This window comes from Bradyrhizobium sp. Kon58 (assembly GCF_055807455.1).
In genome coordinates, this window is the sequence record NZ_JBVVOT010000002.1 from 438,852 (window position 1) to 461,169 (window position 22,318).

Here is a 22,318-nt window from a genome sequence, read left to right on the forward strand (position 1 = left end):
ATGCGGCACGGCTGCATCAGGCACAATAGGAAAAAACATGATCTCGCGCCTCCTGATCCTGCTCTACGCCATCGTGAGCTACGTCATCTTCACGGTCTCGTTTCTCTATGCGCTCGGTTTCGTCGGCAACTATGTCGTGCCCAAGTCGATTGACATGTCGATCGGTAAGTCGATCGATCTCGGTACCACCACCGACCTGAGCGTGGCCGTCGTCGTCAACCTGCTGCTGATGAGCCTGTTTGCGATCCAGCACAGCGTGATGGCACGGCCGGCTTTCAAAAAATGGCTGGTCCAATTCCTCCCCGCGGCCTGCCAGCGCAGCACCTATGTGCTGCTCTCCAGCCTGATCCTGCTGCTCCTGTTCTGGCAGTGGCGCCCGATTCCGGCGCCGGTCTGGCAAACGAGCGGAATAGCGGCCTGGTTGCTGATCGGCGTGCATTGGCTCGGCTGGCTGATCGCATTCGCCTCGACCCACATGATCGATCATTTCGATCTGTTCGGCCTGCGCCAGGCCTTCGTCGCGTTCCGCGGGAGCGAGATACCGGGTCAATCGTTCAGGACGCCGCTGCTCTACAAGATCGTGCGGCATCCCATCATGCTCGGGTTCCTGCTCGCGTTCTGGGCCACGCCCGAGATGACCGTTGGCCACCTTCTGTTTGCGCTCGCAAACACCGCCTACATCCTGGCCGCGCTTCAGTTCGAGGAGCGCGACCTGATCGCCGAATTCGGCGCGACCTACCAGGACTATCGCCGACGCGTTCCCATGCTGCTGCCGCGTCTTTTCGGTCGTCGGACGGAAGATCGCCAGCCGCCTCGGCCTGCTGGAGCGTCGCAATGAATGCAATATCAGCTATTCCCCGGATGTCGGCGGAGGCCGCCACGTTTGCCGATACGCTGGATGGGCTTGACGTCGGTCTTTGTCTCGTTGACGCGGAGGCGCGTCTCATCCACGCCAATACTGCGGGGCAAGACATGATCGAAGCGCGCGACATCCTGTTTGAGATCCGCGGGCACCTTGCGGCCTGCGATCCGACGGTCAACCGGACCCTGCAGCATTTTTTCGCAGCCGCCGGGCAGGAAAACGCGTTCCTCGGCATCGACGGGATCGCGGTGCCGATGATCGGGCGGGATGGAAAGCGCCACGTCGCCCATGCTCTGCCGTTGACTTCCGGCGCGCGCCGACGTGGGGGTGTCGCCTACAGCGCCGTCGCAGCGCTGTTCGTCCGCAGGGCGGCGCTGATGCTACCGTCTCGTTCCGAAGTGATCGGCAAGGCATTCAAACTGACGCCGACGGAGTTGCGTGTGATGCTCGCGATCGTCGAACTCGGCGGCGTTCCCGAAGTGGCGGCGGCACTCGGCGTCGCCAATACGACGATCAAGACGCATGTCCGGCGCCTGTTTGAAAAGACCGGTGCAGCGCGACAGGCGGATTTCGTCAAGCTTGTCGCGGGATATGCGACGCCGTTACGCAAACCTGCCGAATGCAGACAATCCGTTGGAGCGACACGATGAGAGCAATTCTATGCAGCTCATTCACTGGCCCCGGCGATTTGCGCCTCAGTGAAATCGACGAGCCGAAGCCCTCCGGCGACGAGATCCTGATCGACGTCCATGCGGCCTCCGTCAGCTTCATGGACCAGTTGATGGTCTCGGGCCTCTACCAGATGCGGCCGCCGACGCCCTTCGTGCCCGGCACGGAAGCATCCGGCATCGTCGTCGCGGTCGGCGACGAGGTCACGGCATTCGCTCCCGGCGACCGCGTGGCATGCAGCGCCTGGACCGGCAGCTACGCCGAACGGATGATAGCGAAGGACTCAAAGTGCGTTCTTCTGCCTGAAGGCGTCGCGTTCGAGGCCGCGGCGACGGTCCTGCATAATTACGGCACGGCGTATTACGCGCTGGTCGAGCGGGCCAGGGCGCAGCGCGGCGAAACGCTGTTCGTCACCGGCGCGGCCGGCGGAGTTGGCCTTGCCGCCGTCGATCTCGGCCGCCATCTGGGCCTGCGCGTCGTCGCCGGTATCGGCTCCGATGACAAGGCCGCCCTGGTTCGCAATTATGGAGCCAGCGAAATCGTCAATTATCGTAGCGAGGATCTGCGCGACCGGATCAAGGCGATCACCGGCGGCGAAGGCATCGATATCGGCTTCGACACTATCGGCGGCGCGATATTCCAGCAGATGGCCCGGTCGATGAAGTGGGGCGGCCGGCTGATGCCGATCGGCTTCACCAGCGGCGAGATTCCCCAGCTCCCGATGAACCTTCCGCTGCTGAAGAACTATTCCATCCTCGGGGTCTTCCTCGGCGCCTGGGCGGAGAAATTTCCCGCGGACGCTGCGCGCATGAACGCCACGCTGATGCAATTGCTGGCCGGCGGAAAAATCCACCCGCATATCGATCGCGTCCTCCCTTTGGAGGAGGCCGGCGAAGCCATGCGTGCCGTGGCCAACCGAACGGTTCAGGGGCGAATTGTCCTCAAGATCAGGTAAAGTGCACGGGGAAGAGAGAACAAAACCGATGACACAGATCATCATCGACAAACGCTTTTGCGGTCCTCCGAACTCCGGCAACGGCGGCTATGTCTGCGGCCGGTTGGCCCGCCACATTCCCGGCGCCGCGGAGATCACGCTGCGCGCACCACCGCCGCTGGACACCCCGCTCGATGCGGTCGCAACGGACGACGGCACATGGGAGCTTCGCGACGGCGACAAGCTCGTCGCGACCGGGCGGCCGGCAAGCGTCGAGCTTGCGCGCGTGGAAACAGCCAGCTTCGAGGAGGCCCGCGCCGCCGAATTGCTGACGCCGGTCAAACCGCACGAACACCCCCTGCCGACATGTTTCGTGTGCGGTCCTTCAAGGGCAAAAGGCGACGGCCTGCGCATTTTTGCCGGCTCGCTCCGTGGTCACAACGCCGTTCTCGCAGCGAGCTGGACACCGGATAAGAATCTCGCCGCCGACGACGGCCTGGTCGCGCCGGAATTCCTCTGGTCGGCGCTCGATTGCCCCACCGGCTTTGCCTGCAATTGCGATCAGCAGACCGGCAGCTTCGACCGGACGCCGCTGCTGCTTGGCCGCATGTCGGTCCGAATCGAAGCCCGCCCCCGCCCCGGCGACCGCTGCGTCATCACGGCGTGGCCGACCGCCCGCGACGGCCGCAAGCGCATGGCCGACGCCGCGGTGCATGATGGAGTCGGGAAGTTGCTCGCGGTGGCGCGCGCGACATGGATTGCGGTGGAGCGCGAGGTGCAGCTCGGGCGTCCTTCGTAGAGGGACATGGGCGGCCGGCCAGCTTTCCGGCTACCAAGGGAGCACTCCACTTTGCCCTCCGTGCGACGCTGCCAAGCCCCGAGAAGCGTTGAACCCAAATTTGATCAAAGATACTCTTGCAGCTGTCGCCAAGCAAAAAAACATCCAAAGGGGTACGCGATGGTCCGCAAGTTAAAGGCATTTGCAATCCTTGCTACGGGCATGCTCATCGCCGGCGTCGCAAATGCCGAGGCGCAGCAGCCGGAGCTTAATGCGCCTGACCTGGTCCTCGTTAATGGCAAGGTTCTGACGTTAGACGACCGATCGACCGTCACGGAGGCAGTCGCCGTCGCAGATGGAAAGATCATCGCGACCGGAACCAGTGCTTCGATCAAGGCGCTTGCAGGCGCCCGGACCCGCGTGCTCGACGTGTCTGGCAAGACCGTCATCCCCGGATTGATCGATACACACGCTCACTTCAAGGCCGCTGGTCTCGGCGACTATGTCGTAAGCCTGGGCCGCGCCAAGACCGTTGCGGACGCGCTCGAGGCCATCAAATCATTCGCAACGAAGAAAAAACCGGGTGAGTGGATTGTAGGTGGCGCGTGGCATCCACCCTCACAATTGGCCGAGAAGCGCTATCTGACGAGGCAGGAGATCGATAGCGTTGCTCCGAACAACCCGGTCTATCTTCGCACCGTCGGGCATTTCTCGATGGCGAACACCATGGCTCTACAAGTGGTCGGTGTCGACAAGACCACCGCGGATCCGAGTGGTGGAAAGTTTGAACGCGACGCAGCCGGTGAATTGACCGGCGTGCTCGTGGAGACGGCGATCGATCGGGTCGAGAAGGCCGTACCACCCTGGACAGAAGACGACGAAATGCGGCAATTCACCATTGCCGAAGGTGTGCTGAACAGTTTCGGCATCACCAGTGTGATCGAAGGCGCAACAGAGCCACGCGACGTCCGCACGCTGCAGAAGCTTGTTGCAGCCGGGAAAGCCACTTTGCGCACCGGCGTGATGTTTCGACCGGAGCCCCCAGCCGATCTGACCGCATGGGAAGCGATCATGTCAGGCAATGGGGCCTCATCAGGCTTCGGTGACGATTGGCTCAAGTTCGCCGGCATCAAGATCTTTTACGACGGCGGCATGACGCTGAAGACGGCGCTCATGCGTGACGTGTACCCCGATTCACACGACAACTATCACGGCATCACGCAGCAGACACCCGAGCGGCTGAAGCAACTCATCTCCGTCTGCAACCGTTATGACTGGCGTGTCGGAGTCCACGTCGTGGGCGACCTGGGTATTGACCAGGTGCTCGATGCCTTCGAGGCAGCGGATAAGGAAAAATCGATCCGCGACCGTCGCTTCGTCCTCATCCACGCCAGCCTGATCCGGCCAGAACAGATGGAGCGTGCGCAAAGACTGGGAGTCCGCATCGATTTCCAGAACGTTTTCATGTGGGATAAGGCAGCGACCGTCGAACGATTTCTCGGGAAAGCAACCGCCGACCGCGCCGTGCCGACCAGGACGTTGATCGAAAAAATGGGGCTCAACAGCCTCGGCGCGGGGACGGATTTTCCGGTCAACCCGATCAACCCCTTCCTCAACATGTACATCATGGTGACCAGGAAGGACCCCAACGGAAACGTCTACGGCTCGGCAGAAGCTATTACGCGCGAGCAGGCCCTCCGGCTCTACAGCAGCGCGGCTTCCCGCTACAATTTCGATGAAGCGCGCAAAGGGACCATCGAGCCCGGAAAGCTGGCGGACATCGTGGTGCTCTCGGCTGACTACGCGGCCGTGCCGGAGGAGCAGATCAAGGACATCAAGGTGGACCTGACCCTGGTCGGCGGCAAGGTTGTCTTTCAGCGCTGAACCGGCGCTGATCGGCCAAGGTGAGCGAGACCGACAATTCGCTCTGCTTCCCGACGAAATCTACACGCTCTGCTGTATCATTCGCGGCAGCCGCTCCAGCTCCGCCTCGATATCGCGCTCGACGTCCGCGGCCCGCATCTCGATCACCCGATAATCGCGCGCCTCTAGCCACGTCCGCCGCGACGCCCGATCCGCGACGATCGCCTCGTTCTCACCCGGGTTCACCAACTCGATCGCGATTCGGTGCGGGAACGAGACGAAGTCCGGGATGTGCCGCCCCACAGGCGTCTGGCGCTTGAATCCACCTGCAAATCGACGATCACGTGTGAGGGCCTGCCAGAGCAGCCGTTCGGCGTCGGTCGGGTTGCGGCGGAGCAGGCGGGCGAGGCCGCGCACAGTGGAGCCGCTGTCAGGCACCCCGCCGCCCTGCCCATGCTCGGCCAAAAGCGCGCGCAGCCGCGTGGCCTGCTCGCCGTCGAGCACGCCGCCCTTGGCGGGTCCTTTCCGTCCCTCGGCGATCGCCATCACCACGCCGTGCAGGGTGTGCATGTCCTGCTTGGTCGGCTCCATCCGGCTGAAGATGTTGCGCAGGTTCACCAGCATCGTGTCGCGCTTCTCGGCCGGGCGCAGAAATTCGACCCGGTCGAGCTCGCGGATCAAATTGTCGAAGAAGGCCTGCATCTGGTGCTGCGAGGCGCGCTCGGAGCGCTCCGGCATCGCGTGCGGCAGCTCGCCGGAGGTCGCCCGCTTGAACCATTCGTAGCCGACCAGCAGCACGGCCTGGGCGAGGTTGAGCGAGGCAAAGCCCGGATTGACCGGGAAGGTAATGATGCGGTTGGCGAGCCCGACCTCCTCGTTGGTCAGGCCCCAGCGCTCCCGGCCGAACAGGATACCGGCCTTGCCGCCGGCGGCGACGTGCCCGGAAATCTCGCTAGCTGCGGCTTCCGGCCCCACCACCGGCTTGGCCTGGTCGTGGGGACGCGCGGTGGTGGCGAACAGCAGGTCGAGATCGGCGACGGCCTCACCGACCGTGTCGAACAATTCGACCTTGTCCAGAATATAGTCGGCCCCGGCTGCGGCGCGCTGGGCGGCGATGTTGGGCCAGCCGTCGCGAGGATTGACGATGCGCAATCGGCTCAGCGCAAAATTGCCCATGGCGCGCGCGGCCATGCCGATGTTTTCACCAAGCTGCGGCTCGACCAGGATGACGATGGGACCGTCGAGGGAAAGGCCCGCTTTGCTCTTGTCAGTCCCGGACATCTCGCTTCGCTTTCACACTGGTTCTCAAGGTCTTGGACAGGCGCTCTGATGAATTGATTCAAGGCCGGTCCTGACCTGGTCTCGACCCGGATTTGACCCAGTCTTGGGCCGGCTGCCCGTCCGCCTGTCGTTTGCCTGTCCTGACGAAATTCTCAAGGGAAATAATGGGTTGGATTCGACTTTTGAATCTCGCCTGAAACCTCAGCCCGGTCCCCGCGGCAGGGCTGCTCCCGCCCCCCATCTGCGGAGGCTGGATGAGCTAAAAGTGCATAATCCCTTGGCTTTCGCCCGCTGCTATCAGGTGCTAAGAGGCGGCGGATATTCCCGTGGCGCGCCAAAAGCGCCGTTCCCAAGAGGCTTCCCCGATCATGGCAAAAATCAAGGTGTCCAACCCCGTCGTCGAACTCGATGGCGACGAGATGACCCGGATCATCTGGCAGTACATCAAGGACAAGCTGATCAACCCGTTCCTGGATGTCGAGCTGCAATATTTCGACCTGGGAATGGAGTACCGCGACCACACCAACGATCAGGTCACCATCGACGCCGCCGAGGCCATCAAGAAGGTCGGCGTCGGCGTCAAGTGCGCCACCATCACTCCGGACGAGGCCCGGGTGAAGGAGTTCAACCTCAAGCAGATGTGGAAGTCGCCGAACGGCACCATCCGCAACATCCTCGGCGGCGTGATCTTCCGCGAGCCGATCATCTGCAAGAACGTGCCGCGCCTGGTTCCCGGCTGGACCAAGCCGATCATCATCGGCCGCCACGCCTATGGCGACCAGTATCGCGCCACCGACATCAAATTCCCGGGCAAGGGCACGCTGACGATGAAGTTCGTCGGCGAGGACGGCACCGTCATCGAGAAGGAAGTGTTCAAGACCCCGGGCGCCGGCGTCGCGATGCAGATGTACAATCTCGACGATTCCATCATCGACTTCGCCCGCGCATCGTTGAACTACGGCCTGCTGCGCAACTACCCGGTCTATCTCTCGACCAAGAACACGATCATGAAGGTCTATGATGGTCGCTTCAAGGACATCTTCCAGGACATCTACGAGCGCGAGTTCAAGAAGGAATTCGACGCCAAGGGCCTGACCTACGAGCACCGCCTGATCGACGACATGGTCGCCTCCGCGCTGAAATGGTCCGGCGGCTATGTCTGGGCCTGCAAGAACTACGACGGCGACGTGCAGTCCGACACGGTGGCACAGGGCTACGGCTCGCTCGGCCTGATGACCTCGGTCCTCCTCACACCCGACGGCAAGACGGTGGAAGCCGAAGCCGCCCACGGCACGGTGACCCGCCACTACCGCGAGCACCAGAAGGGCAAGGAGACCTCGACCAACTCGATCGCGTCGATCTTCGCCTGGACCCGCGGCCTGTCGCACCGCGCCAAGCTCGACAACAATGCCGAGCTCGCCAAGTTCGCAAACACCCTGGAGAAGGTCTGCGTCGACACCGTCGAGGAAGGCTACATGACCAAGGACCTCGCGCTCCTGGTCGGCGCCGACCAGCGCTGGCTCTCGACCACCGGCTTCCTCGACAAGGTCGCCGAGAACCTCGGGAAGGCGCTGGCGGCGTAAGCCGTCCGCAATTTCGCCCGACTGGGCCGGACATCATCACGGGCCGCGCCGCAAGCGCGGCCCGTTCTTTTTGAGACCTTTCGTGGAGATGCGACCATGTCGATCAAGCTTGCCGTCCCCTGCCTGTTGCTGCTCGCTGGACCGGCTATGGCCGCCGACCCGCTTCCCGACGCCATCGCAGCGCCCGGCGAGAGCGTCGTGCTCAGCGTCCACGCCGAGGGCGCGCAGGTCTATGAGTGCAAGACCGGCACCGACGGCAAGCTCGCCTGGGCTTTTCGCGAGCCGATCGCGACGCTGCTGTCCGAGGGCAAGACCATTGCCCGTCACTATGCCGGACCGAACTGGGAGCATGTCGACGGTAGCGCCGTGGCCGCCAAGGCCGCCGGCAATGCCCCGGGTACCACCGCGGCCGACATTCCCTGGCTGAAGCTGGAAGTGACCGCCCGCCGCGGCAGCGGCGTGCTGACGCCGGTCACCACCGTCCAGCGCATCAACACCCATGGCGGCAAGCTCGAGGGTTCTTGCGACAAGGCCGGCGATTTCAAGAGCGCGCCCTATTCGGCCGAGTATATTTTCCTGAAGAAAGGCTGAGCACTCAGCGGTCGGTGCCTTCGCGCTCCGCCTGCGCCAGCTCAGCCACCGCAAGGTCGCCGCTGCCCTCCAGCCGCGCCTTTGCCGTCTTGTGGACGTGCGCGGCAAGCGTCGGCATGCGTTCGATCAGAGCGTGAAAGTCCTGGGCGTCGAGCACCAGCAGCCGGGTCTTGCGCGTCGCCGTCACCGTGCCGCTGCGCTTTGTCTTATGCAGCAGCGCGATCTCCCCGAAGAAGGTGCCATCCGCGAGCCGCACCTGCTGGTTCGGCAGCGCGATCTCGACCTCGCCGGCGGTGATGAAATACATCGATGAAGCCGCATCGCCTCGCCGCACCAGGATCTCCCCCTGCTCGATCGTGCGCGCCCGCAGCAGCCGCATGATGTCGGCGATCTCGGATGCGCTGAGATGCGAAAACAGCGGCACCCGCGCCAGCATGCCCCAGGTGACCACAAAGTCCCGCCGCTTCACCTCTTCCGCAAAGGCCGTCGAGATGATCGCGACCGGCAGCGCAATCATGGCGAATCCGCTGATGATGGTGAAGACGGAGATGAACTTGCCGAGCGCCGTCACCGGCACGACGTCGCCGTAGCCGACGGTGCCGAGCGTCACGATCGCCCACCACATCGCCTGCGGAATGGTGCCGAGCTTGTCCGGCTGCACGTCGCGCTCGATGGCGTAGAGCAGCGAGGCAAACGTCAGAACCGCGCCGATCAGGATGACGATGCAGCCGATCAGCGCCCGCCGCTCGGCGTGCACGGCCGCGAGCAGCGAACGCATCGCCGGCGAGTAGCGCACCAGCTTGAAAAACGGCAGCACGCCGAGGGCTGCCAGCGTCGCATGCCGGCCGGTGGCGAGCACGATCGCAGCCGGCAGGAAGGCGAGGAGATCGATGATGCCGAGTGCGGAGAAGACATAGCCCAGCCGATCCGACAGCGCGGACGCCGTGCGCTGGGTATGGCCCGCCACCGTCCACAGCCGCGCGGCATATTCCAGCGCGAACACGATTACGGACAGGATGGTGATGCCTGCGAACAGCGTACCGAATTCCGCGTCCAGCTCCGGCACCGAGGCAAGGATCATCGCGACCACGTCGAGTACGATGACGCCGATGATCAGCTGGATGAAGCGCGACCCGACCGAGTAGGCCAGCGGATCGTGCTCCAGCAATTCGTAGAGGCGATCCCTGAGGTTGGGATCGGTTGAGCCACGCCCTCGCGGAACGGGGCGCACCTGCTTACGCGCCGGCCGATTTTTGTTCGATCATGGCCTTTTCGATCGCCGTGAGCGCCGCGGCCGCATTCGCGCCATCGGGGCCGCCGGCCTGCGCCATGTCGGGCCGCCCGCCGCCGCCCTTGCCGCCGAGCGCTTCGGAGGCGACCTTCACCAGATTGACTGCATTGAAACGCGAGGTGAGATCGGCGGTGACGCCGACAACCACGCCGGCCTTGCCGTCCTCGGTGACGCCGACGATGGCGACCACGCCGGAGCCGATCTGCTTCTTGCCGTCGTCGGCGAGGCTCTTGAGATCCTTCATCTCGATGCCCTCGACCGCGCGCGCCATCAGCTTGACGTCGCCGACCTCGCGCACGCCGGAGGCCGCGCCGTTGCTCGGAGCTGCGCCGCCGCCCATCGCCAGCTTCTTGCGGGCGTCGGAGAGTTCGCGCTCGAGCTTCTTGCGCTCCTCCATCAGCGCGGCAATGCGCGCGGGGACGTCGTCGATCGAGGTGCGCAGCTCGTGGGCCACGGTCTTCGCCAGCGCCATGGTATCGTTGGCGTGTTTTCGCGCGTAGTTGCCGGTCAGCGCCTCGATGCGGCGCACGCCGGAGGCAACCGCGCTCTCGCCCGTCAGCGTGATCAGCCCGATGTCGCCGGTGCGCCTGACATGGGTGCCACCGCACAGTTCGACCGACCAGCCGAGTGCGTTGGTGCCGCGCTCGCGCGCGGTCCGGCCCATCGAGACGACGCGAACCTCGTCGCCATATTTCTCGCCGAACAGCGCGCGTGCGCCGGCCTCACGGGCCTCGTCCACGCCCATGACGCGGGTCGAGACCTCGTCATTCTCCAGCACCACGTCGTTGGCGATGTCCTCGACGCGCGCGAGCTCTTCCGCCGTGATCGGCTTCGGATGCACGAAGTCGAAACGCAGCCGATCCGGCGCGACCATCGAGCCGCGCTGGGCGATGTGGTCGCCGAGCACCTGGCGCAGCGCCTCGTGGATGAGATGCGTCGCCGAGTGATGCGCGCGAATCGAAAAGCGCCTGCCGTGATCCACTTCGAGCTGCAGCGCGGTGCCGAGCTTCAGCTCGCCGCTCTCGACCGTGCCGACGTGAACGAAGAAATCGCCGAGCTTCTTCTGCGTATCGGTGACGCGGAACTTGATGCCGCCCTCGCCGGTCAATACGCCGGTGTCGCCGACCTGGCCACCGGACTCCGCGTAGAACGGCGTCTGGTTCAGCACGATCGCGCCGGTGTCGCCGGCCTTGAGGCTGGTGGCTTCCTTGCCGTCCTTGACCAGCGCGGTCACCACGCCTTCGGCGCTCTCGGTCTCGTAACCCAGGAATTCGGTTGCGCCGAGCTTCTCACGCAGCGGGAACCAGATCGCCTCGGAAGCAGCTTCGCCAGACCCCTTCCAGGATTCGCGCGCCTTGGCCTTCTGACGCTCCATCGCATCGGTGAAGGACGCCTGATCGACGCTGATGCCGCGCGACTTCAGCGCGTCCTGCGTCAAATCCAGCGGGAAACCGTAAGTGTCGTACAGCGTGAAGGCGACGTCGCCGTCGAACATGTCGCCCTTCTTCAAGGACGCGCTCTTCTCGTCGAGAATGGCGAGGCCGCGCGTCAGCGTCTTGCGGAAGCGGGTCTCTTCCAGCCGCAGCGTTTCCTCGATCAAATTTTCCGCGCGCATCAAATCCGGATAGGCTTGGCCCATCTCGCGCACCAGCGCCCAGACCAGGCGATGCATCAGCGGCTCTTGCGCACCGAGCAGCTGCGCATGGCGCATCGCGCGGCGCATGATCCGGCGCAGCACATAGCCGCGGCCCTCGTTCGAGGGCAGCACGCCGTCGGCGACGAGGAAGGCCGACGAACGCAGATGGTCGGCGATGACGCGGAACGAGGCCACGGTCTTCTCGTCCGGTCCGCTTCCCAAGGCAGACGCGGCCGCGTCGATCAAATGACGGAACAGATCGGTCTCGAACACGCTGTCGACGCCCTGCATGATGCAGGCCATGCGCTCCAGTCCCATGCCGGTGTCGATCGAGGGACGCGGCAGCGCCACGCGCTCCTCCTTCGTCACCTGCTCGTACTGCATGAACACCAAATTCCAGAATTCGAGGAAGCGGTCGCCGTCCTCTTCCGGAGAGCCCGGCGGTCCGCCCCAGATGTGCTCGCCGCGATCAATGAATATCTCCGAGCACGGGCCGCACGGGCCGGTATCGCCCATCGCCCAGAAATTGTCCGAGGTCGGGATGCGGATGATGCGATCATCTGAGAAGCCCGCGATCTTCTTCCAGAGGTCCGCCGCCTCGTCGTCGGTGTGGTAGACGGTGACGAGCAGCTTGTCCTTCTTGAGCCCGTATTCCTTGGTGATCAGCTTCCACGCCAGCTCGATCGCGCGCTCCTTGAAATAGTCGCCGAACGAGAAGTTGCCGAGCATCTCGAAGAAGGTGAGATGGCGCGCGGTGTAGCCGACATTGTCGAGGTCGTTGTGCTTGCCGCCGGCGCGCACGCATTTCTGCGACGTGGTGGCGCGCTGATAGGGCCGCTTCTCGACGCCGGTGAAGACGTTCTTGAACTGCACCATGCCGGCATTGGTGAACATCAACGTCGGGTCGTTGCGCGGCACCAATGGCGAGGACGACACGATCTCGTGGCCGTTCTCGGCAAAGAAGTTCAGAAAGGTCGACCTGATCTCGTTGACGCCGCTCATGTTCATCCAATCGGGTGTGCTTGCACCCGCCTTCCAGCCGTCCAAACCGCGAGTTTGGGCTGATATCTGCGGGTCAAAGCGCTTTTAGACAAGGCCAGCTTCGCTGTCCAGAAACTGTGCAGACGGATCAAGGCGTTGCCGCAGTCGCGTAATCCGTTGGAAAGCCGCCGATGCCGCGTTGACAGGCTTGGTCGGCCTGTGGTCTTTACCCATCTGTATCGTACGGCCACGTCGGGAGAGACCGGCACTGGTGCCGGCGCCGAAGGAGCAACCGCCCCGGAAACTCTCAGGCAAAAGGACCGCGTGGCTTTGACAGCATCTGGAAAGAGGCGCCGACGGGTTTAGGTCCGGACAGCGTCCGCCGACGGGATAATACTCTCAGGCACAGCGACAGATGGGGCTTCGACTGGTGTCCACGGGAAATCGTTCCCGGGGAACCGCCGAGGGCCCCCCGATGCTTGCGCGTGACGACAAAGACTCCCTGAAACGTACCCCCCTTTACGATCTTCATGTCTCGCTCGGCGGCAAGATGGTGCCGTTCGCGGGCTATGACATGCCGGTGCAATATCCGGCCGGAGTCCTGAAGGAGCACCTTCATACCCGCAACGCAGCCGGCCTGTTCGACGTCTCCCACATGGGCCAGATCGCGCTCAGGCCGAAATCCGGCAAGGTCGAGGACGCCGCCCGCGCGCTGGAACAGGTGGTGCCGCAGGATATTTTGGCGATCGCGCCGGGCCGGCAGCGCTACGCCCAGTTCACCAATGCCGACGGCGGGATTCTGGACGATCTGATGGTCGCCAATTTCGGCGATCACCTCTTCCTGGTCGTCAATGCCGCCTGCAAGGCCGAGGACGAGGCGCATCTGCGCGCGAATCTTTCGGACGACTGCATCATCGAGCAGCTCTCCGACCGCGCGCTGATCGCGCTGCAGGGGCCGAAGGCGGAAGCGGCGCTGGCGAAATTATGTGCAGAGGCGCCCGCCATGAAGTTCATGGATTCCGGCCCGCACAAGGTCGCCGGCCTCGACTGCTTCGTCTCACGCTCCGGCTATACCGGCGAGGACGGCTTCGAGATTTCGGTTCCTGCCGGCGATGCCGAACGGCTCGCCAAGGCCCTGCTGGACAATCCCGAAATCATGCCGATCGGGCTCGGCGCCCGTGACAGCCTGCGGCTCGAGGCCGGGCTATGCCTCTACGGCCACGACATCGATACCGCGACCACGCCGGTCGAGGCGGCACTGGAATGGTCGGTGCAGAAGAGCCGCCGCACCGGCGGTGCGCGCGCCGGCGGCTTTCCCGGCGCGGCAAAGATTCTCGTCCATTTCAATCACGGCGCATCCCGCCGCCGCGTCGGCCTGCGTACCGAGGGCCGCGCGCCGGTGCGCGAAGGCGCGCTGCTGTTTGCGGACGCGACCTCCGCCGAGCCGATCGGAAAGGTCACCTCGGGCGGTTTCGGCCCGAGCCTGAATGCGCCGGTCGCGATGGGCTATGTGCCGACAGCATCGAGCGCGATCGACACAAAACTCTTCGCCGAGGTGCGCGGCCAACGCCTGGCCGTGCAAATCGCCGCCATGCCCTTCGTGAAAAACACCTACAAACGCTGAGGACTGAGAAAATGACCACGACGCTATACACCTCCGACCACGAATGGCTCGCGATCGACGGCGATGTCGCCACCGTCGGCATCACCGACTACGCGCAGTCGCAGCTCGGCGACGTCGTGTTCGTCGAATTGCCCAAGCTTGGCCGCACGCTGAAGAAAGCGGAAGCCGCCGCCGTCGTGGAATCGGTGAAGGCCGCATCGGACGTCTACGCGCCTGTTAGCGGTGAGGTGCTCGAGACCAACCCCGAGCTCGCGAGCGAGCCGGCGCTGGTAAACTCGGACGCGCAAGGCAAGGCCTGGTTCTTCAAGATCAAGATGGCCGACAAGAGCGAGCTCGGCGGTCTCATGGACGAAGCGGCGTACAAGGCACATACGGCGTGAGATGAGAACAATTCGAACCACACTCTCGGTGTCATCGTCCGCGAAGGCGGACGATCCAGTACGCCGCGGCCCATCGGCCCTAGCCGAAGCGGCTGCGTTTACTGGGTGCCCCGCCTGCGCGGGGCACGACAAGAAAATTTAAAGCGAGGACCCATGATGACCGCGCACCGCAAATCGAACGGCGATACCACGAGCTTCGTTCGCCGCCACATCGGCCCCTCGGCGCGCGACGTCACCGCGATGCTCGAGGCCGTCGGCGCAAACAGCGTCGATGCGCTGATGGCGCAGACGCTGCCCGCTTCGATCCGGCAGACGACTCCACTCGATCTCGGCAAGCCGTTCAGCGAGACCGAGGCGATCGCGCATATGGCCGAGCTCGCCGCCCAGAACCAGGTCTTCACCTCGCTGATCGGTCAAGGCTATTCCGGCACGATCCTGCCGGCGGTGATCCAGCGCAACATTTTGGAGAGCCCGGCCTGGTACACGGCGTACACGCCCTACCAGCCCGAGATCAGCCAGGGCCGGCTCGAGGCGCTGCTCAACTTCCAGACCATGATCTGCGATCTCACCGGGCTCGACGTCGCCAACGCCTCGCTGCTCGACGAAGCAACCGCGGCCGCCGAAGCGATGGCGCTCGCGGAGCGGCACTCGCGGGTCGAAGCAAAGGCCTTCTTCGTCGACAAGGACGTGCATCCGCAGACGCTCGCCGTGATGCGCACCCGCGCGGAGCCCCTGGGCTGGACCCTGGTCGTCGGCGATCCCCTCACCGATCTCGACAAGACGGACGTGCTTGGTGCGCTGCTGCAATACCCGGGCAGTTCAGGCGCGGTGCGCGACCTCAGGCCCGCGATCGCCAGCCTGAAGGCCAAGGGCGCGCTCGCGATCATCGCCGCCGATCTGCTGGCGCTGACACTGCTCGCCTCGCCGGGCGAGCTCGGCGCGGACATCGCGATCGGCTCGGCGCAACGTTTTGGCGTGCCGATGGGTTATGGCGGGCCGCACGCAGCCTATATGGCGGTGCGCGATGCGCTGAAGCGTTCGCTGCCCGGCCGCATCGTCGGCCTCTCCGTGGATTCGCGCGGGATGCCTGCCTATCGCCTCGCGCTGCAGACCCGCGAGCAGCACATCCGCCGCGAGAAGGCGACCTCCAACATCTGCACCGCGCAGGTGCTGCTCGCCGTGATCGCCTCGATGTATGCGGTCTATCACGGCCCCGAAGGCCTTTCGCAGATCGCGCGCAATGTACATCGCCGCACGGCCGTGCTGGCCTCAGGCCTGCGCAAGCTCGGCTTTGCGCTCCAGTCCGACAGCTTCTTCGACACGCTCAGCGTGGATGCAGGCGCGAAGCGTGCCGAGATCGTCGCGCGCGCGGCCGTCGAGAAGGTCAATCTCGGCGTTGGCGACGACAGCTTGCGGATCGCGCTCGACGAGACCACGACGCCCGCGACGGTGGAAGCGGTCTGGCGCGCCTTCGGTGGCCAGCTTGCTTATTCCGAGATCGACGCGACCACGCGCGAGGCGCTGCCGGAGGCGCTCAAGCGCGCGACCTCCTTCCTCACCCACCCCGTCTTCCATGCGCATCGCTCGGAGACCGAGATGCTGCGTTACATGCGCAAGCTCAGCGATCGCGACCTCGCGCTCGACCGCGCGATGATTCCGCTCGGCTCTTGCACCATGAAGCTGAACGCGACCACCGAGATGATGCCGCTGACCTGGCCCGAGTTCGGCTCGCTGCATCCTTTCGCCCCGCGCGAGCAGGCCCGCGGCTATCACGCGCTGTTCGCGCGGCTGGAGAAGTGGCTGTGCGACATCACCGGCTATGACGCGATCTCGCTGCAGCCGAATTCGGGCGCGCAGGGCGAATATGCCGGGCTTTTGGCCATCCGCGGCTATCACGCGGCGCGTGGCGAGACGCATCGCAAGATTTGCCTGATCCCCTCCTCCGCCCACGGCACCAATCCGGCCTCGGCCGCGATGGTCGGCATGGACGTGGTGGTGGTCGCCTGCGAGAAGAACGGCGACGTCGACGTCAACGATCTCCGCGCCAAGGCCGAGAAGCATTCCAACGACCTCGCCGCTGTCATGATCACCTATCCCTCGACCCACGGCGTGTTCGAGGAGCACATCCGCGAGATCTGCGACATCGTGCATGGCCATGGCGGCCAGGTCTATCTCGACGGCGCCAACCTCAACGCGCAGGTCGGCCTGAGCAGGCCCGGCGATTACGGCGCCGATGTCAGCCATCTCAACCTTCACAAGACCTTCTGCATCCCGCACGGCGGCGGCGGCCCGGGCATGGGCCCGATCGGCGTCAAGGCGCACCTCGCCCCGTTCCTGCCGGGGCATCCAGCGGCGAACGGGGATGCGCCGGTCGGCCCGGTCTCGGCAGCGCCGTTCGGCTCAGCCTCGATCCTGACCATCTCCTACATCTACATCCTGATGATGGGCGGCGAAGGCCTCAAGCGCGCCACCGAGATCGCGATCCTCAACGCCAACTACGTCGCCGCACGGCTCGATGCGCACTTCCCGGTGCTCTACAAGAACGAGAAAGGCCGCGTCGCGCATGAATGCATCGTCGATCCCCGCGCGCTGAAGACGACCTCAGGCGTCACCGTCGACGACATCGCAAAGCGCCTGATCGACTACGGCTTCCACGCGCCGACCATGAGCTTCCCGGTGCCGGGCACGCTGATGATCGAGCCGACCGAATCGGAATCCAAGGCGGAGCTCGATCGCTTCTGCGATGCCATGATCGCGATCCGCAAGGAAATCGCCGAGGTCGAGGCCGGCCGGTTCAAGATCGAGGCGTCGCCGCTGCGCCACGCCCCGCACACCGTGCACGACATCGCGGACGACGATTGGAAGCGCGCTTACACCCGCGCCGAGGGCTGCTTCCCCGCAGGCACCTCGCGCACCGACAAGTACTGGAGCCCGGTCGGCCGCGTTGACAACGTCTATGGCGACCGCAATCTGGTGTGCTCGTGCCCGCCGGTGAGCGATTACGCGGAGGCGGCGGAGTAGGACGCTGCGTAGGATGGGTAGAGCGTAGCGAAACCCATCACTGCATTCCGTTCTAAGGATGCAAAGTGCGATGGGTTTCGCTTCGCTCTACCCATCCTACAGCCTACGGCACGTGATTTTATTTATCTAAGGCGCAACCAACAATCGGCTTTCGCGATCCCATCGCCAGAGCCGTTCGTTGGTCAGCTCCGTGCCACCCCACCAGCGATAGATCCGGTTGTGGCGCCACATGTCGTCTTCGCGCGCAAAAATTGAACGCCCGAGTTCGGTCAGCGTGACCTTCCACTCGCTCTTGCCGAAGTAGCGGGCCTCATTGTCGAACGCCGGATCGCCCAGGAGGACCGCCGGCGCCGAATGTGCCCCCAATTCGAGCAAAGCATCGCGCGCGTCGTTTTCGTCGAACACATCGCGCATCCACCACGCTTCGGTGACACGCCTCGGGTCCGTGTGCCCGTCATTCACAAAGTCCAGAATATCCATTTCGCTGGCACCTAGGCCCGTCACGCTGTCCGGAAGCTCTTCAAGCAACGCAATGAGTGCCGGTCGAAGTCTCGGCAGCATCGTCAGATCCGTCATCAGAAGATCGAAACAGGGCTTTGGCGTTTCAGCCCGATAGGCCTTCCAGGCGCGGCTGGCCGTAACCAAATGGTTGTCGGTCACCTTGAAGGCCGGCAGCTTCCATTTTGCGACAGACTCTGGAGCATAGTTGGCGACCTTGTCATCCGTATGCACCAGGCTGAGCTTCGTCGTGATCTCCTTGTAAGGGCGAAGCAGGTCGAGCAGCCAGACGAGTACGAGCTGATCGTTTGGTCGAGGATCAACCCACAATTCGATCGAGTCAAACTTCGTGCAGAGTTCGAAGAAACCGATATCGCGCGTGCCGAAACCTTCCAGCCAGTCCCGACAAACGTCGTCGAGCCAATGATCGCCTGGATTGCAGTGCTTTGCCGACCGCCGCTCCAGCCCCATTAAAAGCTGCTCTGCGGAAGGCAATTTCCTCCAGACGAAGCGCGTGTAGAAGCCGAGCGCGATATTCGCCAGTTTGGACTGGCGAAGCGTGTCTGCCGCAAGATGGTTCGTGGTCAGAATCAGATGTGACACGATCACCCCTCAAAGGAGTCCGGCGCGCTGCGTGGCGTCGGCAACGGCCAAATCTGTCGTCGAAACAAGGTGCGTCATGCCCATGACTTCACGATGGCTTCGTCAAAACAGAGCCGTAACGCCACAGCCGATCATTGGTCAGATGCGTGCCACCCCACCAGCGGTCGATCGGATTGTGGCGACTGAAATCCTCCTGGTGAGCCAGGACAGCCTCCCCGAACTCGGTCAGTGACAGTCGGCTGCGGAGATATGCGGCATGCCGATCCCTGTGATTCTCGCGGTGGATCGTGCGCAGTTCGTCGTCCAATCCGGCCACTGCGGGCTTGGGGCCAAGCGCGAGCCCGTCGAGCAACCGACCCAACTCAGTCTCTCCAAACACGAACGTGCGCCGATGCGAGCACAGGTGAAACAACGCACCCGTGTTCGCAAACCCTCTGGCAAGCATCTCCAAAAACCGCATCTCGGTCGCACCGAGTCCCGTCGAAGGCGACGGGAGTTCTGCCAAGAGATCGAGCAAGGCCGGGCGCAGCATCAGCAATGCACTGAGATCCTGGTAAAGGAGATCGACGCACGCCTCAGGGGTCATTGCGCGGTAGGCCGCCCACGCCAACCGGGCAGTCTCGAACTCCTGGGCCCTAACAGGCACGACATGAATGTGCGGCTCGGATGCAGCGAGATCCTCACCGTGTGCTGTCGTCAGCTCGGATGCCACAAGTCGAAGTTTAAGCTTTCCCACCAGCGAGGAGCAGGAGCTGAGGTGGTCCAGCAGGCAGACGAGCTGCAATTGATCCCGGGGAGCTGGGTCGAACCAAAGTTCAACCACGTCATATTGCTCGCAGAAGTCCGCAAGCGACAAGTCTTTGCGATCCTTGATGCTCTTGGGCCAGCGGATGCCCCAATCAGACCAATGATCACCCGGCCCGAGATTCGCCGAACGCGGCGCGAAATAGGCTGCGAGCTTCTCGGGCGAGGGCAGCGGTCCCCACTCAAAGTGAAACGAGGATGAGATGACAAGCTCCGCCAACCCGGATCGTGCGAGCTGGCCTCCGGACGAACTGGTCAAGATCAGACGCTTCATCGCACCACCCGGTGCCCCCACGCAAAACGAAACAGGCGCCGAAGACGTCGGCAACTCAACGTCCTCAGCGCCCGCTCCTCGCGAAAAACTCTACTGTTGAAGCTTACTCGTCGCCCGGCTCCTCGCCGTCGGCGTCACGCTCGGGGCTGCCGGCGAGAATCTGTTCGGCGATCAGACCGGAGTTCTGACGGATCGAGGTCTCGATCTTGGCGGTGATGTCGGGATTGGCCTTCAAGAACGCTTTCGAATTCTCGCGGCCCTGGCCAAGACGCTGGCTGTCATAGGAGAACCAGGCGCCGGATTTCTCGACGATGCCGGCCTTGACGCCGAGATCGAGAATCTCGCCCATCTTGGAGACCCCCTCGCCGTACATGATGTCGAATTCGACCTGCTTGAAGGGCGGCGCGAGCTTGTTCTTGACGACCTTGACGCGCGTGGTGTTGCCGACCACTTCGTCGCGCTCCTTGATCGCGCCGATGCGGCGGATGTCGAGGCGGACGGAGGCATAGAATTTCAGCGCGTTGCCGCCGGTGGTGGTTTCCGGCGAGCCGTACATCACACCGATCTTCATGCGGATCTGGTTGATGAAGATCACCATGGTATTGGACTTGTTGATGGACGCCGTCAGCTTGCGCAGCGCCTGGCTCATCAGGCGGGCCTGCAGACCCGGCAGCGCATCGCCCATCTCGCCCTCGAGCTCGGCCTTCGGCACCAGCGCCGCGACCGAATCGATTACCAGCACGTCGACCGCGCCGGAGCGCACCAGCGTGTCGCAGATTTCCAGCGCCTGCTCGCCGGTGTCCGGCTGCGAGATCAGGAGCTCGTCGATGTTGACGCCCAGCTTGCGTGCATAGACCGGGTCGAGCGCGTGCTCGGCGTCGATGAAGGCGCAGATGCCGCCCTTCTTCTGCCCTTCCGCCACCGTGTGCAGCGCCAGCGTGGTCTTGCCCGAGGATTCCGGCCCATAGATTTCCACGACGCGTCCCTTCGGCAGGCCGCCGATCCCGAGCGCGATATCGAGCCCGAGCGAGCCCGATGAGACCGCCTCGACATCCATCGAACGGTCGTTCTTGCCGAGCTTCATCACCGAGCCCTTGCCGAACTGCCGCTCGATCTGGGAGAGCGCGGCGGCCAGAGCTTTACTCTTGTCCATGGAAGATCCTTCGACGATACGCAGGGCAGTGGTGGACATTGGGTCGTGCTCCTTATGGCGAGGATTCGCTAGAGGGACAAACGGCTGGCAAGGCGGCGCGGCGATAAAATCAATGTACCCCATTTGTTCTAGGTTCGCAATATGTTCTTTTGGGGATTTGCGCGTTAAATGACCCGCATCAAAGACGGATGCCCTGCGCGCCGTCAGAATTCCGTAATCCTGCGGCACCGAACCTTTTCGCGGTCTGCGGCCTTCTCTGGGATGGGACTCTTGCATGGGAGTCTTGGACGGGACCGCAACTCTGGGGACCTCAGTCATGACGAACAACACGCATCACGATACGAGCCGGCGCAATCCACTGCTGGAGGCGGCGCAGGAGGAGATGCGCAAGTTCGAGCGCAAGGAAAACGAGTTCCGCAAGAAGGACCGCGAAGAGCGTGCCGCCGAGCTCCGTTTGCCGCTGGACGCGATCAAGGTTCACTAAAGCGGCCACGACGAGGGCTTAGGAGCTGACCGAGCAGGCCTACCGACTCGGCAGGCGGCGGTGTTTGGCGCCGGGACCGCGCTGGCGACGGTGCCCGAGCGACCGCATTGATCTCACGGAGATCGGCACGGGAATGGGGATTCGCAGGGCCTTGGAGGTGAAATCCGAGGCGATAAGGTATCTAAATACTACCACTAACTCATTGATTGAACGAGGTAATTTTCCGGCAGGCTACTGTGCATGGGGTTGTTTTCGTGTTTTTTAAAAGGCGCGCACGGGCCTTTCCACCCCCCGGAGCCGTCCCGGCACCCAACATCGCCTACAGCAGAACCAGCAACCCGATGCCGATCACAAGCACTACGAAGCCAGCCGCCGTCGCGGCGGCGAATGACCGCTCTACGTTGTCCATGATGCCACCCCGTTGCCGGTGCGCCACGTTTCCCCCATGGCAGCACCGTCGCGGCGGAATCTCGCCTGCGGTTGTGTCCTGAGTTGTGCGAACGGATGTCGAAATTGGGACCGGTGCGGGGCCAGTGTGCGGCCCCCGCGCTCCGGCTTTCGCTGTCACCGTCGGGCCTTGTCAGGCTGTCGTAAGCTGAGCCGGCTAGGGTCGTCCGGCTATGGTGTTGCAGCCCAGCACCTCAGCCTCCAATAACCTTCTCCCCGCTTGGTTCTCCCAAGCGGGGTTTTTTCATGCTGATTTTCTTGCCGATTTCCTTGCCGATTTTCATGCCGGCCGGCCGGTTTGCGAGCCGCCCTCCTCCTGCGTCAGACGCAGCGAGAAGGCGCGGATCGCCGGCGCCGCGAGCAGCACGATCGGCAGCATCGCCGCCCATGCGATCAGCCACGACACCATCCAGTGCGCGAGGAAGTCCAGCGCGTTCCCTGCGGGAAAGCTGGCGATGCCCGCGGCGACCAGCGAGGTCAGTCCGGACTGGATGATTCCGAACACGAAATGAGAATAGCGGCGGGGAATGCCCGGCATGACGCGCCCATGTTGCTGACCAT

The 22,318-nt window shown here is 63.7% G+C and carries 18 protein-coding genes and 1 riboswitch; of the genes, 11 read left to right on the top strand and 7 right to left on the bottom strand.

The window, feature by feature from the left end; genetic code table 11:
* The first annotated feature begins 37 nt into the window (after positions 1 to 37).
* From mddA to AC0L20_RS05955, 5 genes are all read left to right on the top strand, one after another.
* Entirely contained in the window at positions 38 to 838 is an 801-nt protein-coding gene (mddA, locus tag AC0L20_RS05935) for a methanethiol S-methyltransferase (RefSeq protein ID WP_473287794.1), read from the top strand.
* A gap of 23 nt (positions 839 to 861) precedes the next feature.
* Positions 862 to 1,512, top strand: coding sequence for a helix-turn-helix transcriptional regulator (locus tag AC0L20_RS05940; RefSeq protein WP_473287795.1), 651 nt, complete (start codon positions 862 to 864; stop codon positions 1,510 to 1,512).
* On the top strand, positions 1,509 to 2,486 hold the full coding sequence (locus AC0L20_RS05945) for an NADPH:quinone oxidoreductase family protein (protein WP_473287796.1): 978 nt from the start codon (positions 1,509 to 1,511) through the stop codon (positions 2,484 to 2,486). Before AC0L20_RS05940 ends, AC0L20_RS05945 begins: the two co-directional genes overlap by 4 nt.
* Positions 2,487 to 2,514: 28 nt before the next feature.
* Complete coding sequence (locus AC0L20_RS05950) at positions 2,515 to 3,264, top strand: PaaI family thioesterase (RefSeq protein WP_473287797.1); 750 nt, start codon at positions 2,515 to 2,517, stop codon at positions 3,262 to 3,264.
* A 159-nt stretch (positions 3,265 to 3,423) separates the two neighbouring features.
* Positions 3,424 to 5,127: an amidohydrolase gene (locus tag AC0L20_RS05955; RefSeq protein ID WP_473287798.1), complete on the top strand. Its 1,704-nt coding sequence runs from the start codon at positions 3,424 to 3,426 to the stop codon at positions 5,125 to 5,127.
* Between the two features lie 60 nt (positions 5,128 to 5,187).
* Here AC0L20_RS05955 and AC0L20_RS05960 read toward each other — a convergent pair whose 3' ends face one another.
* Complete coding sequence (locus AC0L20_RS05960; RefSeq protein ID WP_473287799.1) at positions 5,188 to 6,387, bottom strand: TrmJ/YjtD family RNA methyltransferase; 1,200 nt, start codon at positions 6,385 to 6,387, stop codon at positions 5,188 to 5,190.
* Between the two features lie 368 nt (positions 6,388 to 6,755).
* Between AC0L20_RS05960 and AC0L20_RS05965 the strand changes: the two genes are divergently transcribed.
* Together AC0L20_RS05965 and AC0L20_RS05970 are read left to right on the top strand one after the other, a co-directional pair.
* Complete coding sequence (locus tag AC0L20_RS05965; RefSeq protein WP_018456365.1) at positions 6,756 to 7,970, top strand: NADP-dependent isocitrate dehydrogenase; 1,215 nt, start codon at positions 6,756 to 6,758, stop codon at positions 7,968 to 7,970.
* Positions 7,971 to 8,066: 96 nt separating this feature from the next.
* Positions 8,067 to 8,561 carry a DUF3455 domain-containing protein gene (locus AC0L20_RS05970; RefSeq protein ID WP_473287800.1) on the top strand — a complete coding sequence of 165 codons (495 nt, stop codon included), beginning with the start codon at positions 8,067 to 8,069 and terminating at the stop codon, positions 8,559 to 8,561.
* A gap of 4 nt (positions 8,562 to 8,565) precedes the next feature.
* Here the strand turns inward: AC0L20_RS05970 and AC0L20_RS05975 are convergent, their stop codons facing one another.
* Complete coding sequence (locus AC0L20_RS05975) at positions 8,566 to 9,792, bottom strand: cyclic nucleotide-gated ion channel (protein ID WP_473287801.1); 1,227 nt, start codon at positions 9,790 to 9,792, stop codon at positions 8,566 to 8,568.
* A 4-nt stretch (positions 9,793 to 9,796) separates the two neighbouring features.
* Positions 9,797 to 12,490: an alanine--tRNA ligase gene (gene alaS, locus AC0L20_RS05980; RefSeq protein ID WP_473287802.1), complete on the bottom strand. Its 2,694-nt coding sequence runs from the start codon at positions 12,488 to 12,490 to the stop codon at positions 9,797 to 9,799.
* A 222-nt stretch (positions 12,491 to 12,712) separates the two neighbouring features.
* A riboswitch (glycine riboswitch) is annotated at positions 12,713 to 12,801 on the top strand.
* A gap of 143 nt (positions 12,802 to 12,944) precedes the next feature.
* On the opposite strand from alaS, the gene gcvT reads away from it, so the two are divergent.
* The 3 genes from gcvT (at position 12,945) to gcvP (ending at position 17,494) form a co-directional block, all read left to right on the top strand.
* Positions 12,945 to 14,093: a glycine cleavage system aminomethyltransferase GcvT gene (gene gcvT, locus AC0L20_RS05985; protein ID WP_473287803.1), complete on the top strand. Its 1,149-nt coding sequence runs from the start codon at positions 12,945 to 12,947 to the stop codon at positions 14,091 to 14,093.
* Positions 14,094 to 14,104: 11 nt separating this feature from the next.
* Positions 14,105 to 14,473, top strand: coding sequence for a glycine cleavage system protein GcvH (gene gcvH, locus AC0L20_RS05990; protein ID WP_473287804.1), 369 nt, complete (start codon positions 14,105 to 14,107; stop codon positions 14,471 to 14,473).
* 156 nt (positions 14,474 to 14,629) lie between these two features.
* Complete coding sequence (gene gcvP, locus AC0L20_RS05995) at positions 14,630 to 17,494, top strand: aminomethyl-transferring glycine dehydrogenase (protein ID WP_473287859.1); 2,865 nt, start codon at positions 14,630 to 14,632, stop codon at positions 17,492 to 17,494.
* A gap of 126 nt (positions 17,495 to 17,620) precedes the next feature.
* Here gcvP and AC0L20_RS06000 read toward each other — a convergent pair whose 3' ends face one another.
* The 3 genes from AC0L20_RS06000 to recA all read right to left on the bottom strand — a co-directional run bounded on the left by AC0L20_RS06000 (position 17,621) and on the right by recA (position 20,865).
* Positions 17,621 to 18,595, bottom strand: a complete 975-nt coding sequence (locus tag AC0L20_RS06000; RefSeq protein ID WP_473287805.1) for a hypothetical protein — start codon at positions 18,593 to 18,595, stop codon at positions 17,621 to 17,623.
* 88 nt (positions 18,596 to 18,683) lie between these two features.
* A complete protein-coding gene (locus AC0L20_RS06005) occupies positions 18,684 to 19,673 on the bottom strand; it encodes a hypothetical protein (RefSeq protein ID WP_473287806.1) in 990 nt (329 codons plus the stop codon).
* Between the two features lie 103 nt (positions 19,674 to 19,776).
* Positions 19,777 to 20,865: a recombinase RecA gene (gene recA / locus AC0L20_RS06010; protein WP_007602214.1), complete on the bottom strand. Its 1,089-nt coding sequence runs from the start codon at positions 20,863 to 20,865 to the stop codon at positions 19,777 to 19,779.
* Positions 20,866 to 21,142: 277 nt separating this feature from the next.
* Here recA and AC0L20_RS06015 point away from each other — a divergent pair, with 277 nt between their 5' ends.
* Positions 21,143 to 21,310 carry a hypothetical protein gene (locus AC0L20_RS06015; RefSeq protein ID WP_456769188.1) on the top strand — a complete coding sequence of 56 codons (168 nt, stop codon included), beginning with the start codon at positions 21,143 to 21,145 and terminating at the stop codon, positions 21,308 to 21,310.
* A gap of 727 nt (positions 21,311 to 22,037) precedes the next feature.
* Here AC0L20_RS06015 and AC0L20_RS06020 read toward each other — a convergent pair.
* Complete coding sequence (locus tag AC0L20_RS06020; protein ID WP_473287807.1) at positions 22,038 to 22,295, bottom strand: DUF2798 domain-containing protein; 258 nt, start codon at positions 22,293 to 22,295, stop codon at positions 22,038 to 22,040.
* Positions 22,296 to 22,318: the final 23 nt, after the last annotated feature.

What these genes read in the sequence shown, in the direction of transcription:
- gcvT (WP_473287803.1), top strand. Translation starts at nt 12,945, where the DNA reads ATGCTTGCGCGTGACGACAAAGACTCCCTGAAACGTACCCCCCTTTAC.
- gcvP (WP_473287859.1), top strand. Translation starts at nt 14,630, where the DNA reads ATGACCGCGCACCGCAAATCGAACGGCGATACCACGAGCTTCGTTCGC.
- AC0L20_RS06020 (WP_473287807.1), bottom strand. Translation starts at nt 22,295, where the DNA reads ATGCCGGGCATTCCCCGCCGCTATTCTCATTTCGTGTTCGGAATCATC.
- AC0L20_RS06005 (WP_473287806.1), bottom strand. Translation starts at nt 19,673, where the DNA reads ATGAAGCGTCTGATCTTGACCAGTTCGTCCGGAGGCCAGCTCGCACGA.
- AC0L20_RS05960 (WP_473287799.1), bottom strand. Translation starts at nt 6,387, where the DNA reads ATGTCCGGGACTGACAAGAGCAAAGCGGGCCTTTCCCTCGACGGTCCC.
- mddA (WP_473287794.1), top strand. Translation starts at nt 38, where the DNA reads ATGATCTCGCGCCTCCTGATCCTGCTCTACGCCATCGTGAGCTACGTC.
- recA (WP_007602214.1), bottom strand. Translation starts at nt 20,865, where the DNA reads ATGTCCACCACTGCCCTGCGTATCGTCGAAGGATCTTCCATGGACAAG.
- AC0L20_RS05955 (WP_473287798.1), top strand. Translation starts at nt 3,424, where the DNA reads ATGGTCCGCAAGTTAAAGGCATTTGCAATCCTTGCTACGGGCATGCTC.
- AC0L20_RS05965 (WP_018456365.1), top strand. Translation starts at nt 6,756, where the DNA reads ATGGCAAAAATCAAGGTGTCCAACCCCGTCGTCGAACTCGATGGCGAC.
- AC0L20_RS05940 (WP_473287795.1), top strand. Translation starts at nt 862, where the DNA reads ATGTCGGCGGAGGCCGCCACGTTTGCCGATACGCTGGATGGGCTTGAC.
- alaS (WP_473287802.1), bottom strand. Translation starts at nt 12,490, where the DNA reads ATGAGCGGCGTCAACGAGATCAGGTCGACCTTTCTGAACTTCTTTGCC.
- AC0L20_RS05950 (WP_473287797.1), top strand. Translation starts at nt 2,515, where the DNA reads ATGACACAGATCATCATCGACAAACGCTTTTGCGGTCCTCCGAACTCC.
- AC0L20_RS06015 (WP_456769188.1), top strand. Translation starts at nt 21,143, where the DNA reads ATGACGAACAACACGCATCACGATACGAGCCGGCGCAATCCACTGCTG.
- AC0L20_RS05945 (WP_473287796.1), top strand. Translation starts at nt 1,509, where the DNA reads ATGAGAGCAATTCTATGCAGCTCATTCACTGGCCCCGGCGATTTGCGC.
- gcvH (WP_473287804.1), top strand. Translation starts at nt 14,105, where the DNA reads ATGACCACGACGCTATACACCTCCGACCACGAATGGCTCGCGATCGAC.
- AC0L20_RS05970 (WP_473287800.1), top strand. Translation starts at nt 8,067, where the DNA reads ATGTCGATCAAGCTTGCCGTCCCCTGCCTGTTGCTGCTCGCTGGACCG.